The sequence below is a fragment of the Streptomyces sp. NPDC043996 genome (assembly GCF_056435225.1).
In genome coordinates this window covers 18,698-41,985 of the sequence record NZ_JBWKEY010000018.1, presented here as the reverse complement: position 1 = coordinate 41,985, position 23,288 = coordinate 18,698, and the positions used below count along the sequence as shown (strand labels likewise).

General features: G+C 73.6%; 27 protein-coding genes. 11 read left to right on the top strand and 16 right to left on the bottom strand.

The genetic code is table 11. The features are described from left to right. Nucleotides 1-9 precede the first annotated feature (9 nt). Nucleotides 10-1,245 carry an FAD-dependent monooxygenase gene (locus tag AC07A4_RS36350; protein WP_478607440.1) on the bottom strand — a complete coding sequence of 412 codons (1,236 nt, stop codon included), beginning with the start codon at nucleotides 1,243-1,245 and terminating at the stop codon, nucleotides 10-12. Between the two features lie 121 nt (nucleotides 1,246-1,366). Here AC07A4_RS36350 and AC07A4_RS36345 point away from each other — a divergent pair, with 121 nt between their 5' ends. Both AC07A4_RS36345 and AC07A4_RS36340 read left to right on the top strand, forming a co-directional pair. Further along, nucleotides 1,367-1,963: a TetR/AcrR family transcriptional regulator gene (locus AC07A4_RS36345; RefSeq protein ID WP_478607438.1), complete on the top strand. Its 597-nt coding sequence runs from the start codon at nucleotides 1,367-1,369 to the stop codon at nucleotides 1,961-1,963. Between the two features lie 86 nt (nucleotides 1,964-2,049). Continuing rightward, entirely contained in the window at nucleotides 2,050-2,577 is a 528-nt protein-coding gene (locus AC07A4_RS36340; RefSeq protein WP_478607435.1) for a hypothetical protein, read from the top strand. Between the two features lie 138 nt (nucleotides 2,578-2,715). On the opposite strand, the gene AC07A4_RS36335 is transcribed toward AC07A4_RS36340, so the two are convergent. From AC07A4_RS36335 to AC07A4_RS36305, 7 genes are all read right to left on the bottom strand, one after another. Further along, nucleotides 2,716-3,165: a hypothetical protein gene (locus AC07A4_RS36335; RefSeq protein ID WP_478607833.1), complete on the bottom strand. Its 450-nt coding sequence runs from the start codon at nucleotides 3,163-3,165 to the stop codon at nucleotides 2,716-2,718. 253 nt (nucleotides 3,166-3,418) lie between these two features. Continuing rightward, the gene (ung, locus tag AC07A4_RS36330; RefSeq protein ID WP_478607433.1) at nucleotides 3,419-4,102 is read right to left on the bottom strand and encodes a uracil-DNA glycosylase; all 684 of its coding nucleotides are present in this window, start codon (nucleotides 4,100-4,102) and stop codon (nucleotides 3,419-3,421) included. 90 nt (nucleotides 4,103-4,192) lie between these two features. Further along, complete coding sequence (locus AC07A4_RS36325; protein WP_478607432.1) at nucleotides 4,193-5,779, bottom strand: ABC transporter substrate-binding protein; 1,587 nt, start codon at nucleotides 5,777-5,779, stop codon at nucleotides 4,193-4,195. A gap of 214 nt (nucleotides 5,780-5,993) precedes the next feature. Next, the gene (locus AC07A4_RS36320; protein ID WP_478607430.1) at nucleotides 5,994-6,749 is read right to left on the bottom strand and encodes an SDR family oxidoreductase; all 756 of its coding nucleotides are present in this window, start codon (nucleotides 6,747-6,749) and stop codon (nucleotides 5,994-5,996) included. Nucleotides 6,750-6,795: 46 nt separating this feature from the next. Then, complete coding sequence (fabG, locus tag AC07A4_RS36315; RefSeq protein ID WP_478607428.1) at nucleotides 6,796-7,557, bottom strand: 3-oxoacyl-ACP reductase FabG; 762 nt, start codon at nucleotides 7,555-7,557, stop codon at nucleotides 6,796-6,798. A gap of 123 nt (nucleotides 7,558-7,680) precedes the next feature. Further along, nucleotides 7,681-8,082: a DUF3037 domain-containing protein gene (locus tag AC07A4_RS36310; protein ID WP_478607427.1), complete on the bottom strand. Its 402-nt coding sequence runs from the start codon at nucleotides 8,080-8,082 to the stop codon at nucleotides 7,681-7,683. Next, the gene (locus tag AC07A4_RS36305) at nucleotides 8,079-8,900 is read right to left on the bottom strand and encodes a HipA family kinase (RefSeq protein ID WP_478607426.1); all 822 of its coding nucleotides are present in this window, start codon (nucleotides 8,898-8,900) and stop codon (nucleotides 8,079-8,081) included. The genes AC07A4_RS36310 and AC07A4_RS36305 overlap by 4 nt, the downstream gene beginning before the upstream one ends. Before the next feature lie 112 nt (nucleotides 8,901-9,012). Between AC07A4_RS36305 and AC07A4_RS36300 the strand changes: the two genes are divergently transcribed. Continuing rightward, a complete protein-coding gene (locus tag AC07A4_RS36300; protein ID WP_478607424.1) occupies nucleotides 9,013-9,495 on the top strand; it encodes a Rieske (2Fe-2S) protein in 483 nt (160 codons plus the stop codon). Here the strand turns inward: AC07A4_RS36300 and AC07A4_RS36295 are convergent. Continuing rightward, a complete protein-coding gene (locus AC07A4_RS36295) occupies nucleotides 9,482-10,132 on the bottom strand; it encodes a cysteine hydrolase family protein (RefSeq protein WP_478607422.1) in 651 nt (216 codons plus the stop codon). The two genes, AC07A4_RS36300 and AC07A4_RS36295, sit on opposite strands and share 14 nt — an antisense overlap. 171 nt (nucleotides 10,133-10,303) lie before the next feature. On the opposite strand from AC07A4_RS36295, the gene AC07A4_RS36290 reads away from it, so the two are divergent. Then, nucleotides 10,304-10,765 (top strand): pyridoxamine 5'-phosphate oxidase family protein, encoded by a 462-nt coding sequence (locus AC07A4_RS36290; RefSeq protein ID WP_478607419.1) that lies wholly within the window; start codon nucleotides 10,304-10,306, stop codon nucleotides 10,763-10,765. Nucleotides 10,766-10,914: 149 nt separating this feature from the next. Here the strand turns inward: AC07A4_RS36290 and AC07A4_RS36285 are convergent, their stop codons facing one another. After that, nucleotides 10,915-11,817: a LysR family transcriptional regulator gene (locus AC07A4_RS36285; RefSeq protein ID WP_478607416.1), complete on the bottom strand. Its 903-nt coding sequence runs from the start codon at nucleotides 11,815-11,817 to the stop codon at nucleotides 10,915-10,917. Nucleotides 11,818-11,921: 104 nt separating this feature from the next. On the opposite strand from AC07A4_RS36285, the gene AC07A4_RS36280 reads away from it, so the two are divergent. After that, nucleotides 11,922-12,896 (top strand): DMT family transporter, encoded by a 975-nt coding sequence (locus AC07A4_RS36280; RefSeq protein ID WP_478607414.1) that lies wholly within the window; start codon nucleotides 11,922-11,924, stop codon nucleotides 12,894-12,896. A gap of 29 nt (nucleotides 12,897-12,925) precedes the next feature. On the opposite strand, the gene AC07A4_RS36275 is transcribed toward AC07A4_RS36280, so the two are convergent. Next, nucleotides 12,926-14,257, bottom strand: a complete 1,332-nt coding sequence (locus tag AC07A4_RS36275; RefSeq protein ID WP_478607412.1) for an aminotransferase class I/II-fold pyridoxal phosphate-dependent enzyme — start codon at nucleotides 14,255-14,257, stop codon at nucleotides 12,926-12,928. Between the two features lie 77 nt (nucleotides 14,258-14,334). Here AC07A4_RS36275 and AC07A4_RS36270 point away from each other — a divergent pair, with 77 nt between their 5' ends. Then, nucleotides 14,335-15,036: a pyridoxamine 5'-phosphate oxidase family protein gene (locus AC07A4_RS36270; RefSeq protein WP_478607410.1), complete on the top strand. Its 702-nt coding sequence runs from the start codon at nucleotides 14,335-14,337 to the stop codon at nucleotides 15,034-15,036. A gap of 7 nt (nucleotides 15,037-15,043) precedes the next feature. Continuing rightward, on the top strand, nucleotides 15,044-15,682 hold the full coding sequence (locus AC07A4_RS36265; RefSeq protein WP_478607830.1) for an FMN-binding negative transcriptional regulator: 639 nt from the start codon (nucleotides 15,044-15,046) through the stop codon (nucleotides 15,680-15,682). Between the two features lie 43 nt (nucleotides 15,683-15,725). Here the strand turns inward: AC07A4_RS36265 and AC07A4_RS36260 are convergent, their stop codons facing one another. From AC07A4_RS36260 to AC07A4_RS36250, 3 genes are all read right to left on the bottom strand, one after another. Next, nucleotides 15,726-16,697 carry a DMT family transporter gene (locus AC07A4_RS36260; RefSeq protein ID WP_478607828.1) on the bottom strand — a complete coding sequence of 324 codons (972 nt, stop codon included), beginning with the start codon at nucleotides 16,695-16,697 and terminating at the stop codon, nucleotides 15,726-15,728. Between the two features lie 351 nt (nucleotides 16,698-17,048). Then, nucleotides 17,049-18,065 (bottom strand): EamA family transporter, encoded by a 1,017-nt coding sequence (locus AC07A4_RS36255; protein ID WP_478607825.1) that lies wholly within the window; start codon nucleotides 18,063-18,065, stop codon nucleotides 17,049-17,051. Between the two features lie 148 nt (nucleotides 18,066-18,213). Beyond that, complete coding sequence (locus AC07A4_RS36250) at nucleotides 18,214-18,756, bottom strand: peptidase (protein WP_478607408.1); 543 nt, start codon at nucleotides 18,754-18,756, stop codon at nucleotides 18,214-18,216. Nucleotides 18,757-18,954: 198 nt separating this feature from the next. Here AC07A4_RS36250 and AC07A4_RS36245 point away from each other — a divergent pair, with 198 nt between their 5' ends. Further along, nucleotides 18,955-19,143 carry a hypothetical protein gene (locus AC07A4_RS36245; protein ID WP_478607406.1) on the top strand — a complete coding sequence of 63 codons (189 nt, stop codon included), beginning with the start codon at nucleotides 18,955-18,957 and terminating at the stop codon, nucleotides 19,141-19,143. 73 nt (nucleotides 19,144-19,216) lie between these two features. Here the strand turns inward: AC07A4_RS36245 and AC07A4_RS36240 are convergent, their stop codons facing one another. Then, nucleotides 19,217-20,044, bottom strand: coding sequence for a putative protein N(5)-glutamine methyltransferase (locus tag AC07A4_RS36240; RefSeq protein ID WP_478607404.1), 828 nt, complete (start codon nucleotides 20,042-20,044; stop codon nucleotides 19,217-19,219). Between the two features lie 227 nt (nucleotides 20,045-20,271). Between AC07A4_RS36240 and AC07A4_RS36235 the strand changes: the two genes are divergently transcribed. Further along, on the top strand, nucleotides 20,272-20,700 hold the full coding sequence (locus AC07A4_RS36235; protein WP_478607401.1) for a type II toxin-antitoxin system Rv0910 family toxin: 429 nt from the start codon (nucleotides 20,272-20,274) through the stop codon (nucleotides 20,698-20,700). Between the two features lie 99 nt (nucleotides 20,701-20,799). Here the strand turns inward: AC07A4_RS36235 and AC07A4_RS36230 are convergent, their stop codons facing one another. Further along, nucleotides 20,800-21,426 carry a PadR family transcriptional regulator gene (locus tag AC07A4_RS36230; RefSeq protein WP_478607398.1) on the bottom strand — a complete coding sequence of 209 codons (627 nt, stop codon included), beginning with the start codon at nucleotides 21,424-21,426 and terminating at the stop codon, nucleotides 20,800-20,802. A 373-nt stretch (nucleotides 21,427-21,799) separates the two neighbouring features. Here AC07A4_RS36230 and AC07A4_RS36225 point away from each other — a divergent pair, with 373 nt between their 5' ends. Continuing rightward, entirely contained in the window at nucleotides 21,800-22,207 is a 408-nt protein-coding gene (locus AC07A4_RS36225; RefSeq protein ID WP_478607395.1) for a hypothetical protein, read from the top strand. Nucleotides 22,208-22,445: 238 nt separating this feature from the next. After that, nucleotides 22,446-23,279: a PhzF family phenazine biosynthesis protein gene (locus AC07A4_RS36220; protein WP_478607392.1), complete on the top strand. Its 834-nt coding sequence runs from the start codon at nucleotides 22,446-22,448 to the stop codon at nucleotides 23,277-23,279. The last annotated feature ends 9 nt before the right edge of the window (nucleotides 23,280-23,288 follow it).

Here is a 23,288-nt window from a genome sequence, read left to right as displayed (position 1 = left end):
CTGTCTCCCTCACGCCGTGCCGGTGCGCTCTTGCGCCCCCGCCTCCGGCTTCGCAGCATACGGGGCCTGCGGCGGCCGCCAGTCGGCGATGTCCGCGAAGCCCCGCGTGATCAGGTTCGGGCCGAGCACGCCGACGGCGCGGATCAGGGTGTCGCGTACGGAGATGAGGGGGCCGCTGGTGAGGTGGTTCAGGCGGGCGGTGCGCGCGGCCCGCTGCACGACGGCCGTGGTGCGGGGCAGCCGGGCCGCGCTGTGGGCGGCGAGGCCCGCGCGGAGGTCGCCGCCGGGCCGCACGTGGTGGGCGAGCACGACGCCGTCCTCGATGGCCTGGTTGCCGCCCTGGCCGAGGGTTGGCGCCATGGCGTGCGCGGCGTCGCCGACGAGCGCCACGCGGCCGCGGTGATAGGCGGGGAGCGGCCGGATCAGGTGCCACACGTCGTTGCGCAGGATGTCCTCGGGGCGGGCGGCGGCGAGGATCTCGGGGATGGGGTCGTGCCAGTCGGCGAACCGGCGCGTCAGCTCCGCCTTCTCGTCGTCGGGGGCGCGGCCGCCCGCGGGCACGCGCGCGGTGCCGTACGCGTAGACCCGGCCGTCCTTGAGCGGCTGGGTGCCCCACACGCCGCCGCGGCCCCAGGTCTCGTGCGGCTCGAAGGGCCGCTCGGGCGCGGGCACGAGGAGCCGCCAGGCGGTGAAGCCGGTGTACTGGGGCCCGGGGTGGTCGGGGAACAGCGCCGCGCGCACCGCGGAGTTGATGCCGTCGGCGCCGACGACGAGGTCGGCCTCGATGTCGCCGTCGGCGGTGTGCACGACGGCCGCGCGTCCCGGCCCGCCCGCGTCGGCGAGCCGGGCGTCGACGCCGACGCGCAGGCTGGCGGCGGGCAGCGCGTCGACGAGCAGGTCGACCAGGGTCGCGCGGTGCAGCAGCACGAGCGCCCCGCCGAACTCCCGCGCGGCCGCGGCGGAGCTGGTGCGCACGAGCCAGCGGCCGTCTCGCGCGCGCAGGCCGCCCGCGCCACGCCAGGCGGCGAGGGCGCGCACGGCGTCGCCGAGGCCGAGGACGTCCAGGGCGCGCTGGGCGTTGGGGGCGAGGCTGATGCCGGAGCCCACGGGTTCCAGGGACGCGGCGCGTTCGAGGACGGTGACCCGCCAGCCGGACTGGTGCAGGGCGACGGCGGCGGTGAGACCGCCGATACCAGCACCGATGACCACGGCGTGGGGCGGGCGGGGCTGCGCGGTACGGGCCATGACGTCTCCTCGGTTCGCGTGCGGGCCGCAGTGCGCGTACGGGCCACACCAGATGTCACTACACCTGTAGTGCCGTGCCAGGAATTTACTACAGCTGTAGTACGCCGGATAGGGTGGGCCCATGTCCGCACGCCCCAGGGGTTCGTCCCGCACCGAACTGATCGCCGACACCGCCCTCGCCCTGCTCGCCGGGCGCGGCATGCGCGGCCTCACCCACCGGGCCGTCGACGAGGCGGCGGGCCTGCCGCCGGGCTCCACGTCGAACCACGCCCGTACGCGCCAGGCGCTCCTGGAGGCGGCGGTCCGACGGCAGGCCGAGCGGGAGAGCGCCGTCCTCACCCCGGGCGGGCTGCCGGACCCCGCGGGCGGCCGCGACGCCCTCGCCAGCGGCCTTTCCCTGGCCCTGCACCGCTTCCTCACGGGCACCGAGCACCGCGATCTGCTGCTGTCCCGCTACGAGCTGGCGCTGGAGGCGACCCGGCGCCCGGAGCTGCGCGCGTACTACGACGCGGCGGGCGCCCAGTTCCGCGACCCGCTCACCGCGCTCCTCATCGCGGCGGGCTCCAGGGACCCGGAGCGGCACACGCTCGGCCTGGTGGCGTACTGCGACGGCATGATGTTCTCCTGCGTGGCGGGCTCGTACCACACGACGACCCCCACCCTGGCGGACATCCGGGCGGGCTTCGCGGAACTCCTGGGCGGGATGCTGGACGGGTAAGCGCGGGCCGTCTCCCGTCACCCGTGCGAGTGCACCACCACCCCGCCTCTCCCTCAAGTCCCCCCGCACACAGCAGAGTTGTGCGGATGCGGCATACGACGACCACCGTGGCCCTGCTCGTCTCCGTGACCGTCACGGCCGTGTCCGGGTGCGTCGGCGTGGACCGGACAGCCGGGGGCGGGGACCGGGCGGCGGCTGGCCGGGAGAAGGCCACGGCCCCGGAGCGGCCCTCCGCGCCCGGCCCGGACCGGCGGCCACCGCGCCCCACGCCGCCCCCGGTGCGCGACCGCCTCGAACGCGCCGCCCTACCGCTCCGCCGCCCCGAAGCCGCCGCCGAAACCGCCCGCTCCCCCGCGCCGACGGCCGCCCCCACGGCGGCCGCGCCCGCGCCCCCGACCCAGGCGGCCGACGCGGCTCCACCCCGGGCGCACCCCGAGCGGCGGCACCACAAGCCGCGCCACGAGCCACGCCGGAGCCACCGCGCCGAGCCCCCGCCCGGCCCGCCGCCGGGACACCGGGCCGAGGCGGGCCCGTGCGCCCTCGGCGAGCGCTACGGCCGCTGGGAGCGGGACAGCCCGGAGGCGGTCATCTGCCGTGACACGTACGGACGTTGAGCGAAGTGACCGAAGGAGCCGAAGCGACCGAAGTAGCCGAAGCGACCGAGGTGGCCGAAGCGGCCGAGGTAGCCGGAGTGGCCAAAGTGGCCGGAGCAGCTGAAGTAGCCAAAGCGACCGCAGCAGCCCCCAGGAGCCTCACTCCTCCACGGCCCCCTCGCCCACCTGCATCTCAAGGCGGTGCAGCGCGGCGCGGATGCCGTCCCCATAGCTGTCGTCCCCGAGCGCGCCGATCGCTCCGCGCGCGCGGCGCAGATGGCTGCGGGCCGCCTCGGGGCGGGCGAGCTTCACATAGTCCGCGGCGAGGTTCAGATGCAGCGAGGGGTAGAAGCCGCGGACGGCGAGCGAGTGGTGGTGCGCGCCGACGCGGTCGTCGGTCAGCTCCTCGGCCGCCGACAAGGCCCGCAGGTCCCAGGCCAGTTCGTCCGCCGGTTCGTCCTGGGTGTCCGCCATGTAGTGCGCGAGGGTGCAGCGGTGCAGGGCGTCGCCGTCCTCGCCGATCTCCGACCAGAGCGCGAGGAAGCGGGTCCTGGCCTCCTCGCGGTCGCCCGCGTGCTGGAGCATGACCGCCTGTCCGATCCGGGTCATCACGGCGTCCTCGCCGTCCGCCGTTCGTTCCTGCCGCTCCACCACCGCGCCGCCCTCCGCGTCCGCCGGGCGCCGGCCGGCCACGGGGTGCGCCGATGGCCTGCCGTCCGCCGACTGCTGTCAGTCGTCTACCGGTCCTGACGCTAGCCGCCGCCACTGACAATCGCGGTCAGGCGCGGTGCGACGCGGGCGGCCGCGGCCCGCCCGCTGCGCCAGGCCGGTGACGGCGGCGGCGCGGCGGGCGGGCACCGGCTCAGCCGAGGTCCGGCACCCGCCAGTCGATGGGCGCGTGCCCCTGGGCCGCCACCGCCTCGTCGATCTGGGTGAAGGGGTGCGAGCCGAAGAACTTCTTGGCGGACAGCGGGGAGGGGTGGGCGCCCTTGACCACCACGTGCCGCTCCTGGTCGATGAGGGGGAGCTTCTTCTGCGCGTAGTTCCCCCACAGGACGAAGACCGCCGGGTCGGGCCGGTCGGCCACGGCCCGGATCACCGCGTCCGTGAACTTCTCCCAGCCCTTGCCCTTGTGCGAGTTGGCCTCGCCGGAGCGGACCGTCAGGACCGCGTTCAGGAGCAGCACGCCCTGCTGGGCCCAGGGCATCAGATAGCCGTTGTCCGGGACGGGGTGGCCGAGCTCCTGGTGCATCTCCTTGTAGATGTTCCGCAGCGAGGGCGGGGTCTTGACGCCGGGGCGGACGGAGAAGCACAGGCCGTGGCCCTGCCCCTCGCCGTGGTAGGGGTCCTGGCCGAGGATGAGGACCTTCACGTCGTCGTACGCCGTCGCCTCCAGGGCGGCGAACACCTCGTCGCGCGGCGGGAAGACCGGTCCCTTCGCCCGCTCCTCCTCGACGAACTCGGTGAGCTCCTTGAAGTAGGGCTTCTGGAGCTCCTCGCCGAGGACTCCGCGCCAGGACGCGGGCAGCATGGCGATGTCGGTCACGTCAACAACCTCCGGGGTACGGTCCGTCCTTCACCCCAGAACCTACCGGCGCCCACTGACAACGCCGCCCGCCGCCCGGCCCCGCCTTCCCTACCAGCTGGTCTTGCGGCTCAGCTCCCACATCATCATGATCGCCGACGGGTCGAGGGCCCGTTCGCCGCCCGCGATCTCCTCGCTCGCCATGATGTACTGCTTGCCCTGCCACAGCGGCAGCAGCCGCACGTCGTCCACGAGGACGCGCTGCGCCTCCTCGAAGGCGGGAACCACATTGCCCCGGTCCACCTCGCGCCGCGAGCGCGGCAGCACGTCATCGGTGATCTTCGGCGAGGGGTAGGGCGTGTTGAGCACGTTGCGCTCGCCGACGAAGGGGGCGATGAAGTTGTCCGCGTCGGGGAAGTCGGGGAACCAGCCACGCCCGAAGACCGGGTACTCGCCACTCTTGTAGCCCGCCTCGAACGCCTTCCAGGGACGGCCCTTGAGCGTGATCGTGAACAGACCCGACCCTTCGAGCTGCCGCTTGAGCTCGGCGAACTCCGGCGCGGTCGTGGAGCCGTAGCGGTCGGTGGTGTACCAGAGGGTCAGCGGCACCCGCTGGGTGATGCCCGCGGCCGTCAGGATGCGCTTCGCCTTGGCCACGCTCGGGTCGCCGTACTGGTCGAAGAAGCCCGTGGCGTGCCCGGTGACCCCGCGCGGGACCATCGAGTACAGCGGCTCGACCGTGTCCTTGTAGATCTTGTGGGCGAGGGCGCCGCGGTCGACGACCTGAGCGAACGCCTTGCGCACCGCGGGCTTGCGGGCCCAGGGGTCCTTGGGGTTGAACACCAGGTAGCGGATCTCGGTGCCCGCGCCCTCGACGAGCTGGATCTCGTCGTCCTTGTCCGGCCCCTGCTGCGCCACGACGTCCTCGGCGGCGAGCCCGCGGAAGGTCACGTCGAGCTCCTTCTTGCGCAGGGCGTCGACCATGGCGGAGGAGCCGCGGTAGTAGCGGATGGTCACGGCGTCGTTCTTGCGGTCGGCGGGGCCCTCGTAGGAGTCGTTGCGGGCCAGCTCGGCCTGTTCGCCAGGGCGGTACGACGTGAGCTCGTAGGGCCCGGAGCCGGTGAGCTCGTCGCCCGCGCGGACCTTGTCCGCCGGATAGTGCTCGGGGTCGACGATCGACATCGCGGGCGTGGAGAGCACGAAGGGGAAGGTCGCGTCCGGCTTCTTCAGCCGGAAGACGACGGTCCGCTCGCCGCGCGTGGAGACCGAGTCGAGCGAGCCGAGCAGACCGGCGGGTCCGCCCTTGACGTCGATGCGCCGAATCCGGTCGATGGAGTACTTCACGGCGCGCGCGTCAAGATCGTCGCCGTCGGAGAACGTCAGGCCGTCCCGGAGCGTGCAGGAGTACACCGTGCTGGAGCTGTCGGTGAACTTGCACGACCGCGCGGCGTCCGGCTCGGGCTGGGTGGCACCGGTCGGGAAGCTCAGAAGTGTCTGAAAGACGTTGCGGAAGAGCTCCCAGGAGCCGTCCCAGGACGCGGCCGGATCCAGCGTGGTGGGCGCGCTCGTCGTACCGACCGTAATGACGTCCTCGTCGTCCGAGTCCTCACTCGTCAGCACCCCGCACCCGGCCACCAGGGATATCAGCACCGATGCCGTGACGGTACGCAGACATCGCAGTTGACCTCTTCTGAACACGCGCGCGCTCCTCGATCTGCCGTGCCATAAGTCGGCAGACCATATCGCAGCGTTCCGCGGGTCCAACCCGGCGCGCCGCAGGGGAATTTGTTGCGTATGTACGTCGCCTACGCGCCATTGTTGAGTTTTGTACGATGTGCCGTACGGGCCGTGCCGACCGGTGTGCCCCGACCGTGCTCCGGCCGTGCCCCGCGCGCGGGGCACGGCCCGCGCGTCAGCCCACGCCCGCGTTGAGGAAGATGCCGCCGTCGACCACGAGGGTCTGGCCGGTGATCCAGTCGGACTGCTCCGAGGTGAGGAAGGCCGCGGCGCCGCCGACGTCGGACGGCACGCCGAGCCGCCCCAGCGGGTACGCCGACGTCACCTCCTCCTCGCGGCCCTCGTAGAGCGCCCGCGCGAACTGGGTCTTCACGACCGCGGGGGCGATGGCGTTGACCCGTACCCTCGGGGCGAACTCGTGCGCCAGCTGGAGCGTCAGATTGACCATGGCGGCCTTGCTCATGCCGTACGCGCCGACGAACGGCGAGGCGGACACGCCCGCGATGGAGGCGATGTTCACGATGGCGCCGCCGTGCTCGGCCTGCCACGCCTTCCAGGTGAGCTGCGCGAAGCCGAGCGCCGAGATCACGTTCGTCTCGAAGACCTTGCGCGCCACGTTCAGGTCGAGGTCGGCCATCGGCCCGAACACCGGGTTCGTTCCTGCGTTGTTGACGAGGAAGTCGACCCGCCCGAAGGCCGCCATCGTCCGCTCGACGGCGACGGCCTGGTGCGCCACGTCGTGGGCCTTGCCCGCGACGCCGATCACGCGGTCGGAGCCGAGCTTCTCGACGGCCTCCTTGAGCGCGTCCTCGTTGCGCCCGGTGATGCACACGCGGTCACCACGGGCGACGAGCGCCTCCGCGATGCCGTAGCCGATGCCGCGGCTCGCGCCGGTGACCAGAGCCGCCTTGCCGCTGTCCTGCACTGCCATTGAGGTGCTGTCCTTTGCGTCGGGGGAGCGAGGGGGCGACGGGGCGCTAGTCGAGGGGGCCGCCGGCCACGTACAGGACCTGTCCGGAGACGAAGCCCGCCGCGTCGCCGGTGAAGAAGGCGACGGCGCCCGCGACGTCGTCCGGGGTGCCGACGCGCCCCACGGGGATCTGGGTGGCGGCCGCCGCCTGGAAGTCCTCGAAGCCCATGCCGACGCGGTCGGCGGTGGCCTTGGTCATCTCGGTGGCGATGAAGCCGGGCGCGACCGCGTTGGCGGTGACGCCGAACTTGCCGAGCTCCTTGGCGAGCGTCTTGGTGAAGCCCTGCATGCCCGCCTTGGCCGCCGCGTAGTTGGCCTGGCCGCGGTTGCCGAGCGCGGAGGAGCTCGAGAGGTTCACGACGCGGCCGAAGCCCGCGTCCACCATGTGCTTCTGGCAGGCCCTGGACATCAGGAACGCGCCGCGAAGGTGCACGTTCATGACCGTGTCCCAGTCGTCCGCGCTCATCTTGAACAGCAGGTTGTCGCGCAGCACGCCCGCGTTGTTCACGAGGATCGTGGGGGCGCCGAGCTCCTGGGCGACCCGGGCGACGGCGGCCGCGACCTGAGCCTCGTCGGACACGTCGCAGCCGATCGCGAGGGCCCGCCCACCGGCCGCCGTGATCTTCTCGACGGTGTCCTTGCAGGCGGCCTCGTCGAGGTCGATCACCGCGACGGCGCGGCCCTCTGCGGCGAGCCGTACGGCGGTGGCCGCGCCGATGCCTCGCGCTGCTCCGGTCACGACCGCGACGCGCTGCTCAGTGGTGGACATGCTGGCTCTCCTCGCCCTTGGGACACGGCTCCACGGCACGCCCCCGGGTGAGCGACCGCTTAGTACCTTCAGCAGACGAGACGCTAGAAGCCCTGGCACCCGGTGTCAACGGCCCTCTCGGCCTCAGCGCACGAGGAGGTCGACGAGCCGCTCCGCCTCGGCCTCGGGATCGGCGGTGAGGCCGGTGTGCACGGGCCCCGGCTGCACCACGGCGGAGCGCGGCGCGATCAGCCAGCGGAAGCGTCGGCCCGCGTCGTCACGGGCCGCCTGTCCGGCCGCGTCGCCGCCCGCGCAGACGCCCTCCACGGCCCGCAGCGCGGCGCGCACCCCCGCCACGTCGGCCCGCGGGTCGAGGGCGCGCAGCTTGGCCTCGTCGAGGTGGGTGCGGGCGGCCACGTACGACTTGGCGCGGCAGTACAGGACGACGCCCGCGTTGAACTGCTCCCCGCGCTCCACGCGCGGCACGACGCGCAGCAGCGCGTACTCATAGACGTCCCGCGCGGGGGTCTCGTTCGCGTCCGTCACTTGCCGCCGCCTTCCAGGGTGATGCGTTCGTGGATGGACTCCGCGCGCGGGAGCAGCGCCTCGACGTACGCCTGCCGCACGGCGTCGGCGGTGTCGAAGCCGGGCTCGTCGGCCAGCCAGGCGTCGGGCACGTCGGCCGCGGCCTCGGCGAGCAGTTCCTTGGTGACGCGCGGGGCGAGCTCGGCGGCGGCCGCGGCGACGTCGGGCCGGAACGGGGCGAGGACGTGGTCCGAGGCGTCGTACGCCCGGGCCGACGCGGACGGCGCGGTGGGCCAGTTGTGGTGCCAGATCATGCTCGCGCCGTGGTCGATGAGCCACAGGTCGCCGTGCCACATCAGGAGGTTCGGGTTGCGCCAGGAGCGGTCCACGTTGCCCACGAGGGCGTCGAACCAGACGACGCGCCCGGCCTCCAGGGGGTCGATCACGAAGGCGAGGGGGTCGAAGCCGATGGCGCCCGACAGATACTCCATGCCGAGGTTGAGACCGCCGCTGGACTTCAGCAGCGCCTGCGTCTCCTGCTCCGGCTCGGCGAGGCCGAGCACCGGGTCAAGGCGGATGCCCGCGAGGCGCGGCACGCGCAGGCCGAGGCGGCGCGCGAGCTGCCCGCAGATCACCTCGGCGACCAGCGTCTTGCGGCCCTGGCCCGCGCCGGTGAACTTCATGACGTACATCCCGTACGCCCCGTACGCCCCGTACGCCCCGTGCGCGCCGGGCGCCCCGGGCGCCCCGGTGTCGTCGGCCGTCTCGACGAGCCCGGGCAGCGATCCGCCCTCACGCAGCGGCGTGACGTAGCGGACGGCGGTGACTTCGGTGAGCATTGCCCCAGGTTACTGCCGGGGAAGGCACGGATGATCCCGGGAAAAGGTTGAACGGTCCCGGTAATCCCGGGAAAGGTTGAACGGTCCCGGACCGCCGTCCGTATCCCCCGGCATGACAGCTTCCAGGGAAGAACGCCTCCTGCCCACGGGCCACCGTCTCACCCGCCGCACGGTCGTCTCCGCGGTCGGTGCCGGGGGCCTGGCCGCCGTGGTCGTGGGGTGCGGTTCGGACGACGACAAGGGCTCCCCCGAACCGGCGGGCAAGGAGAAGAAGGAGAAGGAGGACGAGGGGGGCGGCGGCGCGGCGGGCGCCGTGCTGGCGAAGACGGCGGACATCCCCGTGGGCGGCGGCAAGATCTTCAAGGACGAGGGCGTGGTGGTCACCCAGCCGACGAAGGGGCGGTTCAAGGCGTTCTCCAACCGCTGTACGCACAAGCAGTGCCCGGTCACGAGCGTCGAGGGCGGCACCATCAACTGCCCCTGCCACGGCAGCAAGTTCGACATCGCCGACGGCAGCGTGAAGCAGAGCCCGGCCACCGGGCCGCTGCCCGCCGCCGACATCCGTGTGGAGGGGGACTCGATCAGGCTGGCCTGAGGCGCCGCGGCCGCCGCCAGGCGGTCAGCACCTCCTCGGTGGAGGTCACGGTGGCGACCAGGGCGAGGGTGTTGCGGACCATCGCGGGGGTGTAGTCGGCGGGGACTCCCGCGATGGCGTCCGCGGGCACGACGGCGGTGTAGCCGAGGTTCACGGCGTCGAAGACGGCGTTGGGGATCGCCACGTTCGCGGACACGCCGGTGACCAGGAGCGTGCGGCAGCCGACGTTGCGCAGCAGCGCGTCGACGTCGGTGCCCGCGAGCGGCGAGAGGCCGTGCAGCCGGCGTACGACGAAGTCCTCCTCGGCGACCTCGATCGGCGGCGCGACCCGCACGGCCGTCGTGCCGGAGATCTGCCGCACGGGCAGCTTCTCCGCGGCCCGGAACAGGCGTGCGTTGGCGCTGGCGCCGCGGCCGTCGGGGCGTCGCTCGGCGACGGCGTGCAGCACCTGTACGCCACCGACGTGCGCGGCGGCCACCAGGCGCGCGACGTTGGCGAGGGCGCCGGACGCACGGGCCTCCCGGGCGAGTTCGGGCAGCGCGCTGTCCGGCCCGACCACGCCCTGTTGGCACTCGACGGTCAGCAGGGCGGTGGTGGCGGGGTCGAGCAGACGGCTGAGCTGTTCGGACGACGGCATGGTCCCCCTTGGCGGTGGGCGGGCCGCGGCCCGCGGTCCGCGGGAGGCTAGCGGGCATTGCGTCCGCGCGGAAGGTGCCCCATGCTCATCTGACGCATTGTCAACTACGGGCGCCCGCGCGCACGTCCACGCACACGTCCACGCGGTCGGCCCCGGGCGAGGAGACGACGCATGGCCCTCACACAGCGCCGCGGCCGCAGGATCATGATGACGGCCGAGGAACGGGACGCCTTCCTCGCCGCCGAGCGGACCTGCCGGGTCGCGACGGTGTCCGCCGACGGCGCCCCGCACGCGAGTCCGCTGTGGTTCGTGTGGGACGGCACGTCCCTGTGGCTGTATTCGCTCACGCGCAGCAAGCGCTGGGCGGAGCTGCGGCGCGACCCGAGGATCGCCGTCGTCGTCGACGCGGGCGAGAGCTACGGCGAGCTGCGCGGGGTGGAGCTGACCGGCACCGTGGAGTTCGTGGGCGAGGCCCCGCGCACGGGCGCGCCCCACGCGGAACTCGACGCCCCGGAGCGGCTGTTCGCGCGGAAGAACTTCGGCCTGGAGGAGATGGTCCACGACGGCCGCCACGGGTGGCTGCGGCTCACGCCGGAGACGGAGGCCTCCTGGGACTTCCGGAAGCTGGGCTGACCGCGCCGTCCTGGGGCTTCCGGAGGCTGCGCTGACCGCACCCTCCTGGGGCTTCCAGAGGCTGCGCTGACCGCACCCTCCTGGGACTCGCAGAAGCTGCGCTGACCACGCCCTCCTGACCGCACCCTCCCGTCTCCCCCGGCCGCCCCTCACCCCAGCCCCGCGCCCGCCACGGTGAGCGCCTCCACCGCCGCCCGGATCGAGGGGCGGCGGTCGGCGTCCGCGCGCCACACCACGTACACGTGCCGCCGCACGCGATGGCGCACCGGCGCCGTCCGTACGCCCGACGGCATCGGGTCACGGCCGAGTCTCGGCACCACGCACACGCCGAGCCCGGCCGCGACCAGGGCGAGCTGGGTGTGGTGCTCCTCGGCGCGATGGCCGATGCGCGGCTCGAAGCCCTTGGCGCGGAGCGTGAACATCAGCCACTCGTGGCAGAACTCGCCCTCCGTCCATGTGATCCACTCGTCCTCGGCGAAGTCCTCGAGGTCGACCTCCGCGCGGTCGGCCATCGGGTGGGCCACGGGCATCGCGACGTCGGCGGGGTCGTCGAGGAGCGGGGCCTTCAGCAGTCCTTCGGGCAGGGGCAGCGGCTTGTTGTACCAGTCGAGGACCACCGCCAGGTCCAGGTCGCCGCGGACCACCTTCTGGACGCCCGCCTGCGGCTCCAGCTCCTCGGCCGCCACGCGGAGGCCCGGGTGGCGCACCCGCAGCGAGGACAGGGCGGCGGGCAGCAGCCCCCGCATCGCGGTCGGGAACGCGGAGATCCGCAGCTCGCCGACCGCCTTGCCGCGCTGCCGCTCCAGGTCGGACTGGGCGAGCTCGACCTGGGACAGGATGCGCGCGGCGTGCTCGGCGAGCAGCCGCCCGGCGTCGGTGAGGCGCACGCCCCGGCCGTTCTTGGCCAGGAGCTGCTGGCCCACCTCGCGCTCCAGCTTGGTCATCTGCTGGGAGACGGCGGACGTCGTGACGTGCAGCCCCGCCGCGGCGCCGCTCACCGATCCGTGCCGGGCGAGGGCGTCGAGCGTCCGCAGGCGTTCCAGATTCAGCACGGCCCCTCCCGGGTCAGGCTCACTCCCATATGTAAGCAATGCTACGCGATACCGAGCAAGAAAACTCGCTTGTGCTAAGAGATCGTGTGATTCATCGTGGCGGCATGACCACCTCCGCCACCCGGGTCCCCGCCCCCGCTCCCGCCCCGGCACCCGCTCCCGCCCAGGCGCCCCCCGCGCGCGAGGGCGGCCGCCGCGCGCTGGACTGGCGCCTGCGCTTCGCCTTCCTCTCGCTCGTCTGGGGCTTCAGCTTCCTGTTCATCAAGGTCGGCACGGAGGGGTTCGCGCCGTTCCAGGTCACCTTCGGGCGGCTCCTGTTCGGCACGGCGGTGGTCGCGGTCTTCCTGGTCGTCAAGCGCGAGCGGCTCCCCCGCTCCCCGCGCACCTGGGCGCATCTGTCGGTGGCGGCCCTGCTGCTCAACGCGGCCCCGTTCTCGCTGTTCGCGTACGCGGAGCTGACGATCCCCTCGACGCTCGCGGGGATCTGCAACGCGACGTCACCGCTGTGGGGCATGGCCCTGTCGCTGGTCGCACTCTCCGAGGACCGGCCGACGCGGCGCAGGGTCGCGGGGCTCGGCATCGGCTTCCTCGGCGTGCTCACGGTGCTCGGCGCCTGGCAGGGCTTCAGCGGCCTGGACGCGCGCGGCACGGGCCTGGCGCTGCTCGCCTCGCTCTGCTACCCGATCGGCTGGATCTACGTCCGCCGCACGCTTGCGGGCACCGGCCACTCGAACCTCTCCCTGACCGGCGCCCAGCTCCTCGTGGCCACGCTCGAACTGGCCGTGGTGACGCCGCTGTTCACCTCGATGCCGAGCCACGTCCCGATCGTGCCACTGCTCGCGGTCGTCGCCCTCGGCGCGATAGGCACCGGCCTCGCGTTCCTGGTGCAGTACGACATCGTGTCCGAGGTCGGCCCGACGACGGCCCAGATGGTCACCTACTTCACCCCGGTCATCGCGACGGCGGCGGGCGTCGCCGTGCTCGGCGAGTCCCTGACGTGGACGACACCGGTCGGCGCCGTGATCGTGCTGGCGGGCGCGGCCCTCACCCAGTCCAGACCGCGCGCCGGGCGCGCCTGAGCCGCCTCCCGGCCCCGCGCTCCGGACGCTCACCCATAGCGCCGCGCGGGCGCGGGCCCGGTGGCCGCCGCCAGGGCGTCGGCCACCGCCGCGATGTCGTCCCCGGTGAGCGCCGACACGGTGATCCGCACACCAGGGGGCGCCTCCAGGCGGAACCGCGCACCCGGGGCCACCGCCCAGCCCGCGTGCAGCATCCGCGCGACCACCCCGGTCTCGTCCGGCACCGGCACCCACACGTTCATGCCGCTGTGTCCGTAGGCGGCGACGCCGCGCTCGGCCAGGGCGGCGATCAAAGCGTCGCGCCGGGCGGCGTAGGCCGACGCCACCGCGTGCGCGTCCACGGCGCCGTCCTGCCACAGCCGCAGGACCGCCCGCTGGAGCACCTTGCTGACCCAGCCGGGCCCGAGCCGCAGCCGGCCCTGCACCCGGTCGACGGTCTCGGCGTCCCCGGTGAGCACGGCGAGCCGCAGGTCCGGGCCGTAGGCCTTGGCCGTGGAGCGGACGAACGCCCACGCGCGCGTGGCGCCGGTCAGCGTGCGCAGCGGCAGGTCGACGATGCCGTGGCCGTGGTCGTCCTCGATGACCAGCGTCTCCTTGTGTGCGGCGAGGACGTCGCGCAGGGCACGCGCGCGTGGGGCGCTGATGGCGGCGCCGGTCGGGTTCTGGGCGCGCGCGGTGACGACGAGCGCCCGCGCCCCGGCCCGCAGCGCGCGCTCCACGTCGTCCGGCAGCGGCCCGTCGTCGTCGACGCCGACCGGGACAGGGCGCAGCCCGAGCGCGGGCACGAGGTCAAGGACGCTGCCCCACCCCGGGTCCTCCACGGCCACCGCGTCGCCCACCTTCAGGCGCGCCGCCAGGACCCGCTCGATCGCGTCGAGCGCCCCGGACGTGACGGCGAGCGGTCCCTGCGGCACGCCGTCCGCGTCCAGGGCCGCCCGCGCGTGGCGGCCGAGGCCCTCGTCCACCGCCGCCTCTCCGTACAGCACGGGCGCCGCGTCCGATCCGGCGGTGGCCGCCGCGAAGGCCTCGGCGAGGGACGGCAGCAGGGCCGTGTCCGGGTTGCCGCTCGCCACGTCCCGGACGCCGGGCGGCACGACCAGGCGGCTGTACTCGCGCGCCGTCGTCGCCGGTTTGCTCCGCACCCGGCTGCCGCGCCGCCCCGCCGTCTCGATGACGCCGCGCTCGCGCAGCGTGCGGTAGGCGGCCGCGACCGTGTTGGGATTCACCCCGAGCCGTTGCGCCAACTCCCTCATCGGGGGAAGCAATTGACCAGGTTCCAGTTCACCGCGCCCGACGGCGCGCTCGACACTGGCGGCGATCTCAGCTGCGCGCCGCCCGACGATCGGATACTCTCCTAGCACAAACCACAGTATGCACTAGTGCAATAGCAGGGGCAAGGGCGCCCCCTAGGGCCAGCGGTACACACGAGGGAGAAGCCATGGAGACGACGACGCAGCCGGCCGCGCCGGACAGCACCCCCTACGAAGCGACGGACCGGACCGTCCCCACCCGGTCCCGCGACCGCGCCTCGTACGACCGCGAGCTGGTGCACGCGATACTGGACGAGGCGTACCTGTGCCACCTCGGCTTCGTCCGCGACGGCGCCCCCGTCGTCCTGCCGACGCTCTACGCCCGGGTCGGCGAGCGGCTGTACGTGCACGGCTCGACGGGGTCCCGGCCGCTGCGGATGGCGGGGGACGCGCCCGCGCCGCAGGAGGACCCGGGCCTGGCGGTGTGCCTGACCGTCACGCATCTCGACGGCCTGGTCCTGGCCCGCTCGGCCTTCCACCACTCGGTCAACTACCGCTCGGTGGTGGTGCACGGCGTCGCCCGCCAGGTCACGGACCCGGACGAGAAGCGCACCGCCCTCGACGCGCTCGTCGACCACGTCGTGCCCGGCCGCGCGGACGACTCCCGGCGCGCGAACGCCAAGGAGCTGGCCGCGACGGCCGTGCTCAGCCTCGACCTCGACGAGGTGTCCGCGAAGGTGCGCACGGGTCCCCCGAGCGATGAGCCGGAGGACATGGACCTGCCGTACTGGTCGGGTGTCGTGCCGCTGCGCAAGGGCTACGACCCGCTCCTCCCGTCCGCCGACCTGGCGCCCGGCATCAAGGTCCCCGACTATCTGACCGAGCTCTGACGTGGCACTGCTCGTCCACCCCTGGGACGCCCCAGAGTCCGACGGCGAGTGGCGCTCCTGGCTCGCCGACCACGACTTCGGGCAGCTCGCCGTGAACGGCCTGCCGGGCGAGCCGCCCCACGTCCAGCCGACGCACTTCGTGTACGACGCGGACGCGGGCGGCGGCCACGGCCGCGTCCTGATCCACCTGGCCCGCCCCCATCCGCTGTGGGCCGCGCTCGAGGCCGACCCCGAGGTCGTGCTCAGCGTCGTCGACGACTACGTCTTCGTGCCGGGCCCGTGGGCGGCCGCCCCGGCCACGCCGCCCGAGCACGGCGTTCCGACCAGCTTCTACGCCTCCGTCCAACTGCGCTGCACGGCCCGGGTCGTGGACGACCCCGCCGAGAAGGCGGCGCTCCTGAACCGGCAGCTCGCCCACTTCCAGCCGGACGGCGGCTCCGCGCCCGCGGCGGCGGGCGAGGAGCCCTACGGCCGCATGCTCTCCGGCATCCGGGGTCTGAGCCTGGACGTCACCGGCGTCCAGGCGAAGTTCAAGTACGGGAACCACAAGCCCCTGGAGGTCCAGGACCGGATCGCCGCGGGCCTCAAGGAGCGCGGCGGGCCGCGGGACGCGGCGGCGCTGTCCCATCAGCTGCGCCGCCGCTAGCGAGCGAAGGGCGGGGCCCGCACCCTGCGCGCCCCGCCACGCTCTAGGCCGCCCGCTCCCGCCGGGCCCGCGCCGCGCCGCGCGCCTCCGCCGCGGCGAGGCCCGTGACGGCCGCCAGCATCAGCAGGGTGCCCGCGACGGTGGCCGCGTTGAGCTCCTCACCGAGCAGCGTGACGGCGATGGCCGCCGCGCTCACCGGCTCCAGGAGCATGATCACGGAGACCGTCGCGGAGCGCACGGCGGCGGCTCCCGCGAAGTACAGCGCGTACGCGAGAGCCGTCGGCACGGCGGCGATGTACAGCAGGAAGCCGAGCACGCGCGGGGCGTCGGCCGTGTGCGGCACCAGACCCTCGGCCGCGGCGAACGGCAGCAGGCACAGGGCGACCACGGCGAACGACCACACCGTCGTGGCCGACGCGTCCTGCCCGCCGTCGCGTCCCCACCAGCGGGTCAGCAGCGTCATGACGGCGTACCCGGCGGCGGACACCAGGGCGAAGACCACGCCCAGGGGACGCACGGCCGTGTCGCCGCCGCCCACGAAGAGCACGCCGAGCCCGGCGAGCGCGCCGCCCACCGCGCACAGCCCGCCCAACCCGAGCCGCTCCCCCATGGCGACGCGGGCGCCGAGCGCGATGAGGACCGGTCCGGCCCCCAGCGTGACGACGGTGCCGACCGCGAGGCCGGTGGCCTCGACGGCGGCGAAGTACGCGGTCTGGAACACGGCGAGGGCCACGCCGGTCACGGTGATCCGCAGCGCCCTGCGGCGCGGGGACAGCGGCGCGGGGGTCCGCGCGCCGCGCCGCGGCCGCAGCAGGCGCGCGGCGAACAGCAGCAAGAACCCTCCGGCGCAGCGCCAGAAGGAGAGGGCGACGGGGCCCATGTCGCTCGCCGAGAACACCAGCGAGGCGGCGGCTCCCGCGGTGCCCCAGGCGGCTCCGGCGACGGCCAGGTAGAGGAGGCCGCGCCCGACGGAGAGCCGGGGCAGGGCCGTGGGGGCGGCGGGGGTGGCGTCCAGGGACGCGGGGGTCGTGCTCGACACGCTCGACACGTGGAATCTCCGCGGAGGTCAGATGAGGAGACCGCGTCACGGCCGGGCAGCGAGTCGGGGGTGTGCCACACCCTCTGGCTCGGGCTCGCCTCGACAGGCCGCCGCGCTCAGGGAGCGCGTACGAACACGTACGAACAAGGGAGTGCCCGTGCTCAAGGGGAGCTTCTCGCCCGCCTCGGGCCCGAAGACGCAGGTCCAGGACTGTCGTCTGCGGGCAGCACCGTCGCGCCCGGCCGACGGCCGGGCGTGATCCGGAAGAGCCCGCGCTAGGCGGCCGGAGGCGGAAGGACGAGTGCTCGTGCGTGCATGATCGGCAGCCTAAGCGGCGGCTTTGCTCGGGGACAACTCCTGTTCGGATGCCGGGACGGCGGCGACGCGGTCCTTCGATGGAGCAGCGGGCGTCGACGACTGGGCGATGAACGCGCCCACGAGCACCAGCGCACCACCGGCGAGCTGCGGCGCCGACAGGCGCTCGCCGAGCATGACCCAGGCGAGCACGGTGGCGATGACCGCTTCGAGGCAGGCCACGACGCCCGCGACCGGCGGCGAGAGGCGGCGCACGGTGACGATTCCGGTGACGTACGCGAGGACGGTCGCGATCAGCACGATCCAGCCGAGCAGCACCCACGCGGGCACCTGGGAGCCGTCCATGTCGGCGGCGCGGCCGAGGACGGCCCAGTCCATGCCCCAGGGGCGCGCGATCAGGGTGAGCACGAGGGTGCCGATCAGCAGTCCGTACGCGATGACGCCGAGCGGGTCCGGGGCGTCGGCGCCCGCGTCGCTGCCCTGGTCGGACAGGACGAAGTAGCCGACCTGGCAGCAGGCGGCGCCGAGGGCGAGCAGCAGGCCGACGGCGTCGAAGCTCAGGCCCGCCCACACCTCGACGACGCAGGCGAGCCCGCCGACGGCGAGCACCACGCCGAGGGCGGCGGCCCGGGTCACGGGCCGCCGCTGCATGAACCGCACCCAGCCGAGGACGAGCGCGGGCGCCAGGTATTCGACGAGGAGCGCGACGCCGACGGGGATGCGGGAGATGGACGCGAAGTAGCAGGCCTGGACACCGGCGACGGCGAGCAGTCCGAACCCGGCGAGGAGCGCGGGCCTGCGCCGCACGAGCGCGCGGTGGCGCCAGGCGACGGGCAGCATCACGAGCGCGGCGCCCGCGACGCGCAGCCACACCACGTGCAGCGGGTCCAGGCCCGCCTCGATGAGCGGCTTGGCCGCGACGCCCGAGCCGCCGAAGGCGAACGCCGAAAGCAGCGCGAGCCCGAGCCCTCTGCCGCGCTCCGCCCGCCCCGCACCCTGAGTTTTCTCCCGAGACCCACGCACCGGCACATGATGGCAGGCGACGTCAGGACCGTCACCCCTGATGACCACTGTCTCAATCGGCGGACGCCGCCGCGTGGTTCACGCCGGGGCGATCCCGGCGCGCGCGCCGTCGCGGCCGGGCGCGGGCGCTGTCACCAGCCCAGGTCGCGCCGTGTCACCACTGCGGCTCACCGCCGGTCTCTTCGTCGCTCTCTACCCGCGCGAGCAGCGCGTCGGTGTCGACCCCCGCGCGCCGAAGCACCTCGCAGGACCGGCTCTCCGGGTCGGCGGCGAGGGCGGCCAGCAGATCGATGCCGCGCGCCTCGGTCTCGCCGCAGAGCACGGCACGGGCGTGCGCCGCCTCCATGGCTCCGGCGGCGGCGGGCGAGAGAACCGTTTCCTTGGCGGAGGCGAGGACCGGGACGGCCCCGGAGTCCTCGACGGTGCCCTGCCACTGGAGCCCGTAGCCGATGCTGCGCTGGACGAGGTAGCCGAGCAGCCGCGCGATCTGCGGCCCGCCGTCGAAGACCTCGCGCACCTGGGGGTCGTGCTCCAGGAGCGAGTGCAGCAGATGGGCGGTGTCGACCTGCCGGTCCCCGTCCCGCACGGCCCGTCTGCGCGCGCCGGACACCACCGAGGCCAGCGTGGCGCTCAGGCTGGGGTCGGTGTCCGTTCGGGTCGGGCCGGGTTCGGCACCTTCGAAGGTACGGCTTCGCACACCTCCCACCCCATCAGGCGTCACGGGCCCCGGCATCGGCGGCGGGGAGCATTCTCGCGTCCCACACAGGGTGGGCACGGCACGGCGGGTTGTCCTCCTTACGGATGATATTCCGCCATTTTCGCAGGTGGGGCGTGCGCCGTCCAGCTTCGCGCCGGGCACGCAACCACTCCGCCCCGGCGCTCGTCTGTCAGAGGCATGGAGAGCGGGTGCTGGCTGGTCACCCTGCCGGCCATCGACGGCCGACAGTACGTGTACCGCGTCTACGCGCCCCGGAACGCCCTGCCCGCCGATCTGTTCTGGGATGCCTGGCACTGCCACGACGAGGGCCCCCACCCCCGGGCGTTCGACCTCTTCGACGCGGCGGCGATACAACGGGTCGGCTGACCTGGCCGAGCGGTACGTCAGAGCGGGCCTAGAGTCAGCGGCTTCGGGCAGAGCGGCCCTGGACGGAGCGGGCCTAGGCATGCGGCCGCCGGGCGCTCACCACGGTCGCGTACAACTCCTCGTCGGTGGTGACGCGCGGTACGAGCCCCGCATCCCGCACGGCCGCGACGGCCGCCTCCACCTGGCCCTCGCTCGTCTCGAACAGCAGCCATCCGCCCGGCGCCAGCCAGCGCGGCGCGGCCGCGGTCACCCGCCGCAGTACGTCGAGTCCGTCCGCGCCGCCGTCGAGGGCGACCCGCGCCTCGTGCTCGCGGGCCTCGGCGGGCAGCAGCCCGACCTCGCCGGTGGGGACGTACGGCACGTTCGCCAGCAGGACGTCGACGCGGCCCCCGAGCGTGGCGGGCAGGGCGTCGTACAGGTCGCCCGCGTAGACGTGGCCACCGGCCGCGCGCACATTGCGGCGGGCGCAGTCGACGGCCGCGGGGTCGATGTCGGCCGCGTGCAGTTCGGCCCGGCCGAGCGCGGTGGCGAGCGCCAGGCCGAGTGCCCCCGATCCGCAGCACAGGTCCACGACCACGGCGCCGGGGGCGGCGAGCGCCGCCGCCTCGCGGACGAGGGCCTCGGTGCGGCGGCGCGGCACGAACACGCCCGGGTCCACCGCGACGCGCAGGCCCGCGAACTCCGCCCAGCCGACGATGTGTTCCAGCGGCAGCCCGCTCACCCGCCGCTCCACCATGGCGGCGAGGTCCGCCTCCGTCGCGGCGGCGGCGACCAGCAGCTCCGCCTCCTCCTCGGCGAACACGCAGCCCCCGGCGCGCAGCCGCGCGACGACGGCGGCCGGGGCCGCCGGGTCGGGGCCGGAGGCGGGGGAGGCGGGTGCCGACGGGACGTGCGCGGTCATCAAGGGCCTTTCGATGCGCCGGGGCGACGGGGCGCGGCAACGGGTGGCAACGGGGGCAACGGGTGGCAAAGAAGCCAACCCTACCCCTCCCTCTTATCTGACAGTTCATCAGTATTGAATGTTCCAGGCCCTGCGGCTACGTTCCGCGACACCACAGCCGCGCCCACCGCGGCACCGGCGACAAGCCGACAACAAGCCGACAACGCCGACACCAAGGGGTGGTCGCATTGGCCGAAGTCACCGCTCAGGCACGGATCGAGGCACCGGCGGAGAAGGTCTGGGCCCGGCTCACCGACTTCTCGTCGTACGCCGAGTGGAACACCACGCACACCAGCTTCCCCCGGGGCGGCCCCGCCGTGCTCGCGCAGGGCGGCACGTTCACGGAGAACATGAAGCTGATGGGCTTTCCCGCCGAGGTCGCCTGGACGATCGCGGAGCTGGAGGAGGCCCGTACGTTCGCCATCAAGGGCAAGGGTCCGATGGGCGTCGAGGTCGGCACCCGCTACACGCTGACGCCGGACGGCGGGGCGACGACGGTGCGCATCGACGGGCAGTTCACCGGCGCGGCGGTGTCGTTGATGGCGGGCAAGCTGAAGGACTCGGCGACGGCCGCGCTCAAGGAGTCCCTGCGGAAACTGGACGGCCTGGTGACGTGAGCGCCCGCCGCGCGAGCCGCGTGACGGGAACACGGAAGTGCCCCGCACCCAGGGTGCGGGGCACTTCCACGGCGGCGCGAGAGGCGCGGCCGCGGCCGCTCAGTCCTCATCGGCGAGGATCAGATACAGCTTCTTGCGGGCGTCGTTGATGACGGTCAGCGCCTTCTCGCGCTGCTCCTTGGACCCGGTTTTCCAGACCTGGCCGAACGCCTCCATCAGACCGAACCCGGCCTGCCGGATCTCGCTCAGCGCCTCCCGGTCGACGCCGCGCCCGGCGTCCTCCCAGGGGGCCTCGGGCCCCTCGCCGGCGGCCGCGCGGCCGGACTCGGTGAGCGAGAAGAGCTTCTTGCCGCCCTCGCTCGCGCTGACGATCAGGCCCTCGTCCTCCAGGAGCTGGAGCGTCGGATAGACGGAGCCGGGGCTCGGCTTCCAGGCGCCTTCGCTGCGCTCGACGATCTCCTGGATCATCTCGTAGCCGTGCATCGGGCGGTCCTTCAGCAGGGCCAGGAGGGAAGCGCGCACATCGCCGCGCCGGGCCCGGCCGCGCGGGCCTCCCCGGCCGCCGCGCCCGCCCCAGGGGCCGCCGCCGAAGCCGGGCCCGAAGGGGCCGAACGCCGGGCGCCCGCCCTCGAAGCCGCCCCGGCCTTCGCGGCCGGGTCCGTAGGGGCCGCGTCCGCGACCGTGCCTGTGCTCGTGTTCGTAACCGTGGGAACGCATGTCGATCATTCCTTTCGCAGGACCAGTCGGTGATCTAGCGCGACATCGTTGATCTGTCGCGATGCTTCAACGATATATCGGAACTGTTCGGATGACAACACCCTTCCCGAGCCCCGGCATCCCGAGTTCCGACCGAACCGCGACGGCGAACACCCGGCCGCACACCGTCACCGTGCCCCTGACCTGGGATTTCGAGGAGCGCGACCGCGCCGCGACACCTACGGAGACGACAGTGGTGCCACTAATAGCCCACGTTGGCACCACTTAAGACTCGCGATGGCGCCATATGTGTGCCATGATGGAGCCACGGAAACGGAGCGCCGAACACGGCGCACCGGGCCACAGCCCAGCGAGAACCACTCAGCCGAAGGAGCCCACAAACATGTCTGTCACCCTCACCACCCAGGACAAGGTCACCCTCCGCACCGCCGCCTACGGCGCCGTCGCGCTGCTCGCCTTCGCCGACGCCTCCGGCAAGCCGCACAAGATCGCCTCCCGCGGCTCCCTCGCCCTGTACTCGGGCACCGGCCTGATCGGGCACGTACTCGCCAAGTACCCCAAGGACATCGACCTGAGCGGCAACTCCGCGGCCGAGCTCGCCGACCGCATCCTGCCGAGCCTGACGGCGGCCATGAGCCTGCTCAAGAAGCAGGACCCCGCGGAGGCCGACAACTTCCGCAGCGCCGTCACCATCGCCCTCGACACGGCGGCCCTGGTCCACAAGCACGGCCCCACGCCCACCATGTCCGCCATGACCCGCAAGATCTACGGCGCCCTTGACGCCGCCTGACAGCCCGACGGGACGGGGCGGCCGGACCATCCGGCCAGGCCCCACCGCCCTCAAGATCCCCGCGACCGCCGCCGACGCGACCGTCCGTCCCCAAGGGCCCGGCGAAGCCGAGCACCTGGCAGGCCGGACGGCGGGCCCGGCGGCACGAGTCCAAACCCTCGCGAGCGACCGGCCATTGAGTCCAGTTGTCGCGGATTGGCCTTAGATACGGGCCGACCTGGCCCCTAACGTCTTCTCCATGAGTGCCTCTACCAGCAACTCCCAGCAGATCCGCATCGTCGACGCCTTCGCCGAACGCCCCTTCACCGGCAACCCGGCCGGCGTCCTGCTGCTCGACTCGTTCCCGGACGACACCTGGCTCCAGCACGTGGCCCTCGAGGTCAACCACGCCGAGACCGCGTTCGCCCACCCGCTCCCCGCCGGGGAAGCCGCGGACTGGGCACTGCGCTGGTTCACCCCCGCCACCGAGGTCGACCTGTGCGGCCACGCCACCCTGGCCACGGCCCACGTCCTGCACACCACGGGCGCCGCCCGCGGCCCGGTGCGCTTCGCCACCCGCGCCGGAGTCCTCGTCGCCACGACGCACGAGGACGGCACCATCACCCTCGACTTCCCGACCGCGCCGCTCACCGCCATCGACCTCCCCGACGGCGTCGCCCAGGCCCTGGGCGCCGAGCCGCTTGCGGCGTACGACACCGGCCCGCACCTGGGCGACATCCTGGTCGAACTGGCCGACGAGAAGACGGTGCGCGCCCTCACCCCGGACCACAAGGCCCTCGTCGAGCACTCCGAGCGCGGCATCATCGCCACCGCCCGCGCCGAGAACCCCACTCGCGGCTACGACTACGTCTCGCGCGGCTTCTTCCCCCGCGTCGGCATCGACGAGGACCCCGTGACGGGCAGCGCGCACACCGCCCTCGCCCCGTTCTGGACCGAGCGCCTCGGGCGCCCCGACCTCACCGGACTACAGGCCTCAGCGCGCTCCGGCCTGGTCCACACCGGCCTGCGCGGCGAGCGCACCCTGCTCACCGGCCGGGCGGTCACCGTCATCGAGGGCGACCTGCTCGCCTGACCCACGAGC

Bases quoted from the DNA above. Each gene is read 5' to 3' on its own strand.
- AC07A4_RS36230 (WP_478607398.1), bottom strand. From the start codon at position 21,426: ATGATCGACATGCGTTCCCACGGTTACGAACACGAGCACAGGCACGGT.
- AC07A4_RS36220 (WP_478607392.1), top strand. From the start codon at position 22,446: ATGAGTGCCTCTACCAGCAACTCCCAGCAGATCCGCATCGTCGACGCC.
- AC07A4_RS36295 (WP_478607422.1), bottom strand. From the start codon at position 10,132: ATGCCGTCGTCCGAACAGCTCAGCCGTCTGCTCGACCCCGCCACCACC.
- AC07A4_RS36290 (WP_478607419.1), top strand. From the start codon at position 10,304: ATGGCCCTCACACAGCGCCGCGGCCGCAGGATCATGATGACGGCCGAG.
- fabG (WP_478607428.1), bottom strand. From the start codon at position 7,557: ATGTCCACCACTGAGCAGCGCGTCGCGGTCGTGACCGGAGCAGCGCGA.
- AC07A4_RS36350 (WP_478607440.1), bottom strand. From the start codon at position 1,245: ATGGCCCGTACCGCGCAGCCCCGCCCGCCCCACGCCGTGGTCATCGGT.
- AC07A4_RS36240 (WP_478607404.1), bottom strand. From the start codon at position 20,044: ATGACCGCGCACGTCCCGTCGGCACCCGCCTCCCCCGCCTCCGGCCCC.
- AC07A4_RS36280 (WP_478607414.1), top strand. From the start codon at position 11,922: ATGACCACCTCCGCCACCCGGGTCCCCGCCCCCGCTCCCGCCCCGGCA.
- AC07A4_RS36340 (WP_478607435.1), top strand. From the start codon at position 2,050: ATGCGGCATACGACGACCACCGTGGCCCTGCTCGTCTCCGTGACCGTC.
- AC07A4_RS36320 (WP_478607430.1), bottom strand. From the start codon at position 6,749: ATGGCAGTGCAGGACAGCGGCAAGGCGGCTCTGGTCACCGGCGCGAGC.
- AC07A4_RS36245 (WP_478607406.1), top strand. From the start codon at position 18,955: ATGGAGAGCGGGTGCTGGCTGGTCACCCTGCCGGCCATCGACGGCCGA.
- AC07A4_RS36225 (WP_478607395.1), top strand. From the start codon at position 21,800: ATGTCTGTCACCCTCACCACCCAGGACAAGGTCACCCTCCGCACCGCC.
- AC07A4_RS36300 (WP_478607424.1), top strand. From the start codon at position 9,013: ATGACAGCTTCCAGGGAAGAACGCCTCCTGCCCACGGGCCACCGTCTC.
- AC07A4_RS36270 (WP_478607410.1), top strand. From the start codon at position 14,335: ATGGAGACGACGACGCAGCCGGCCGCGCCGGACAGCACCCCCTACGAA.
- AC07A4_RS36335 (WP_478607833.1), bottom strand. From the start codon at position 3,165: ATGACCCGGATCGGACAGGCGGTCATGCTCCAGCACGCGGGCGACCGC.
- AC07A4_RS36305 (WP_478607426.1), bottom strand. From the start codon at position 8,900: ATGCTCACCGAAGTCACCGCCGTCCGCTACGTCACGCCGCTGCGTGAG.
- AC07A4_RS36345 (WP_478607438.1), top strand. From the start codon at position 1,367: ATGTCCGCACGCCCCAGGGGTTCGTCCCGCACCGAACTGATCGCCGAC.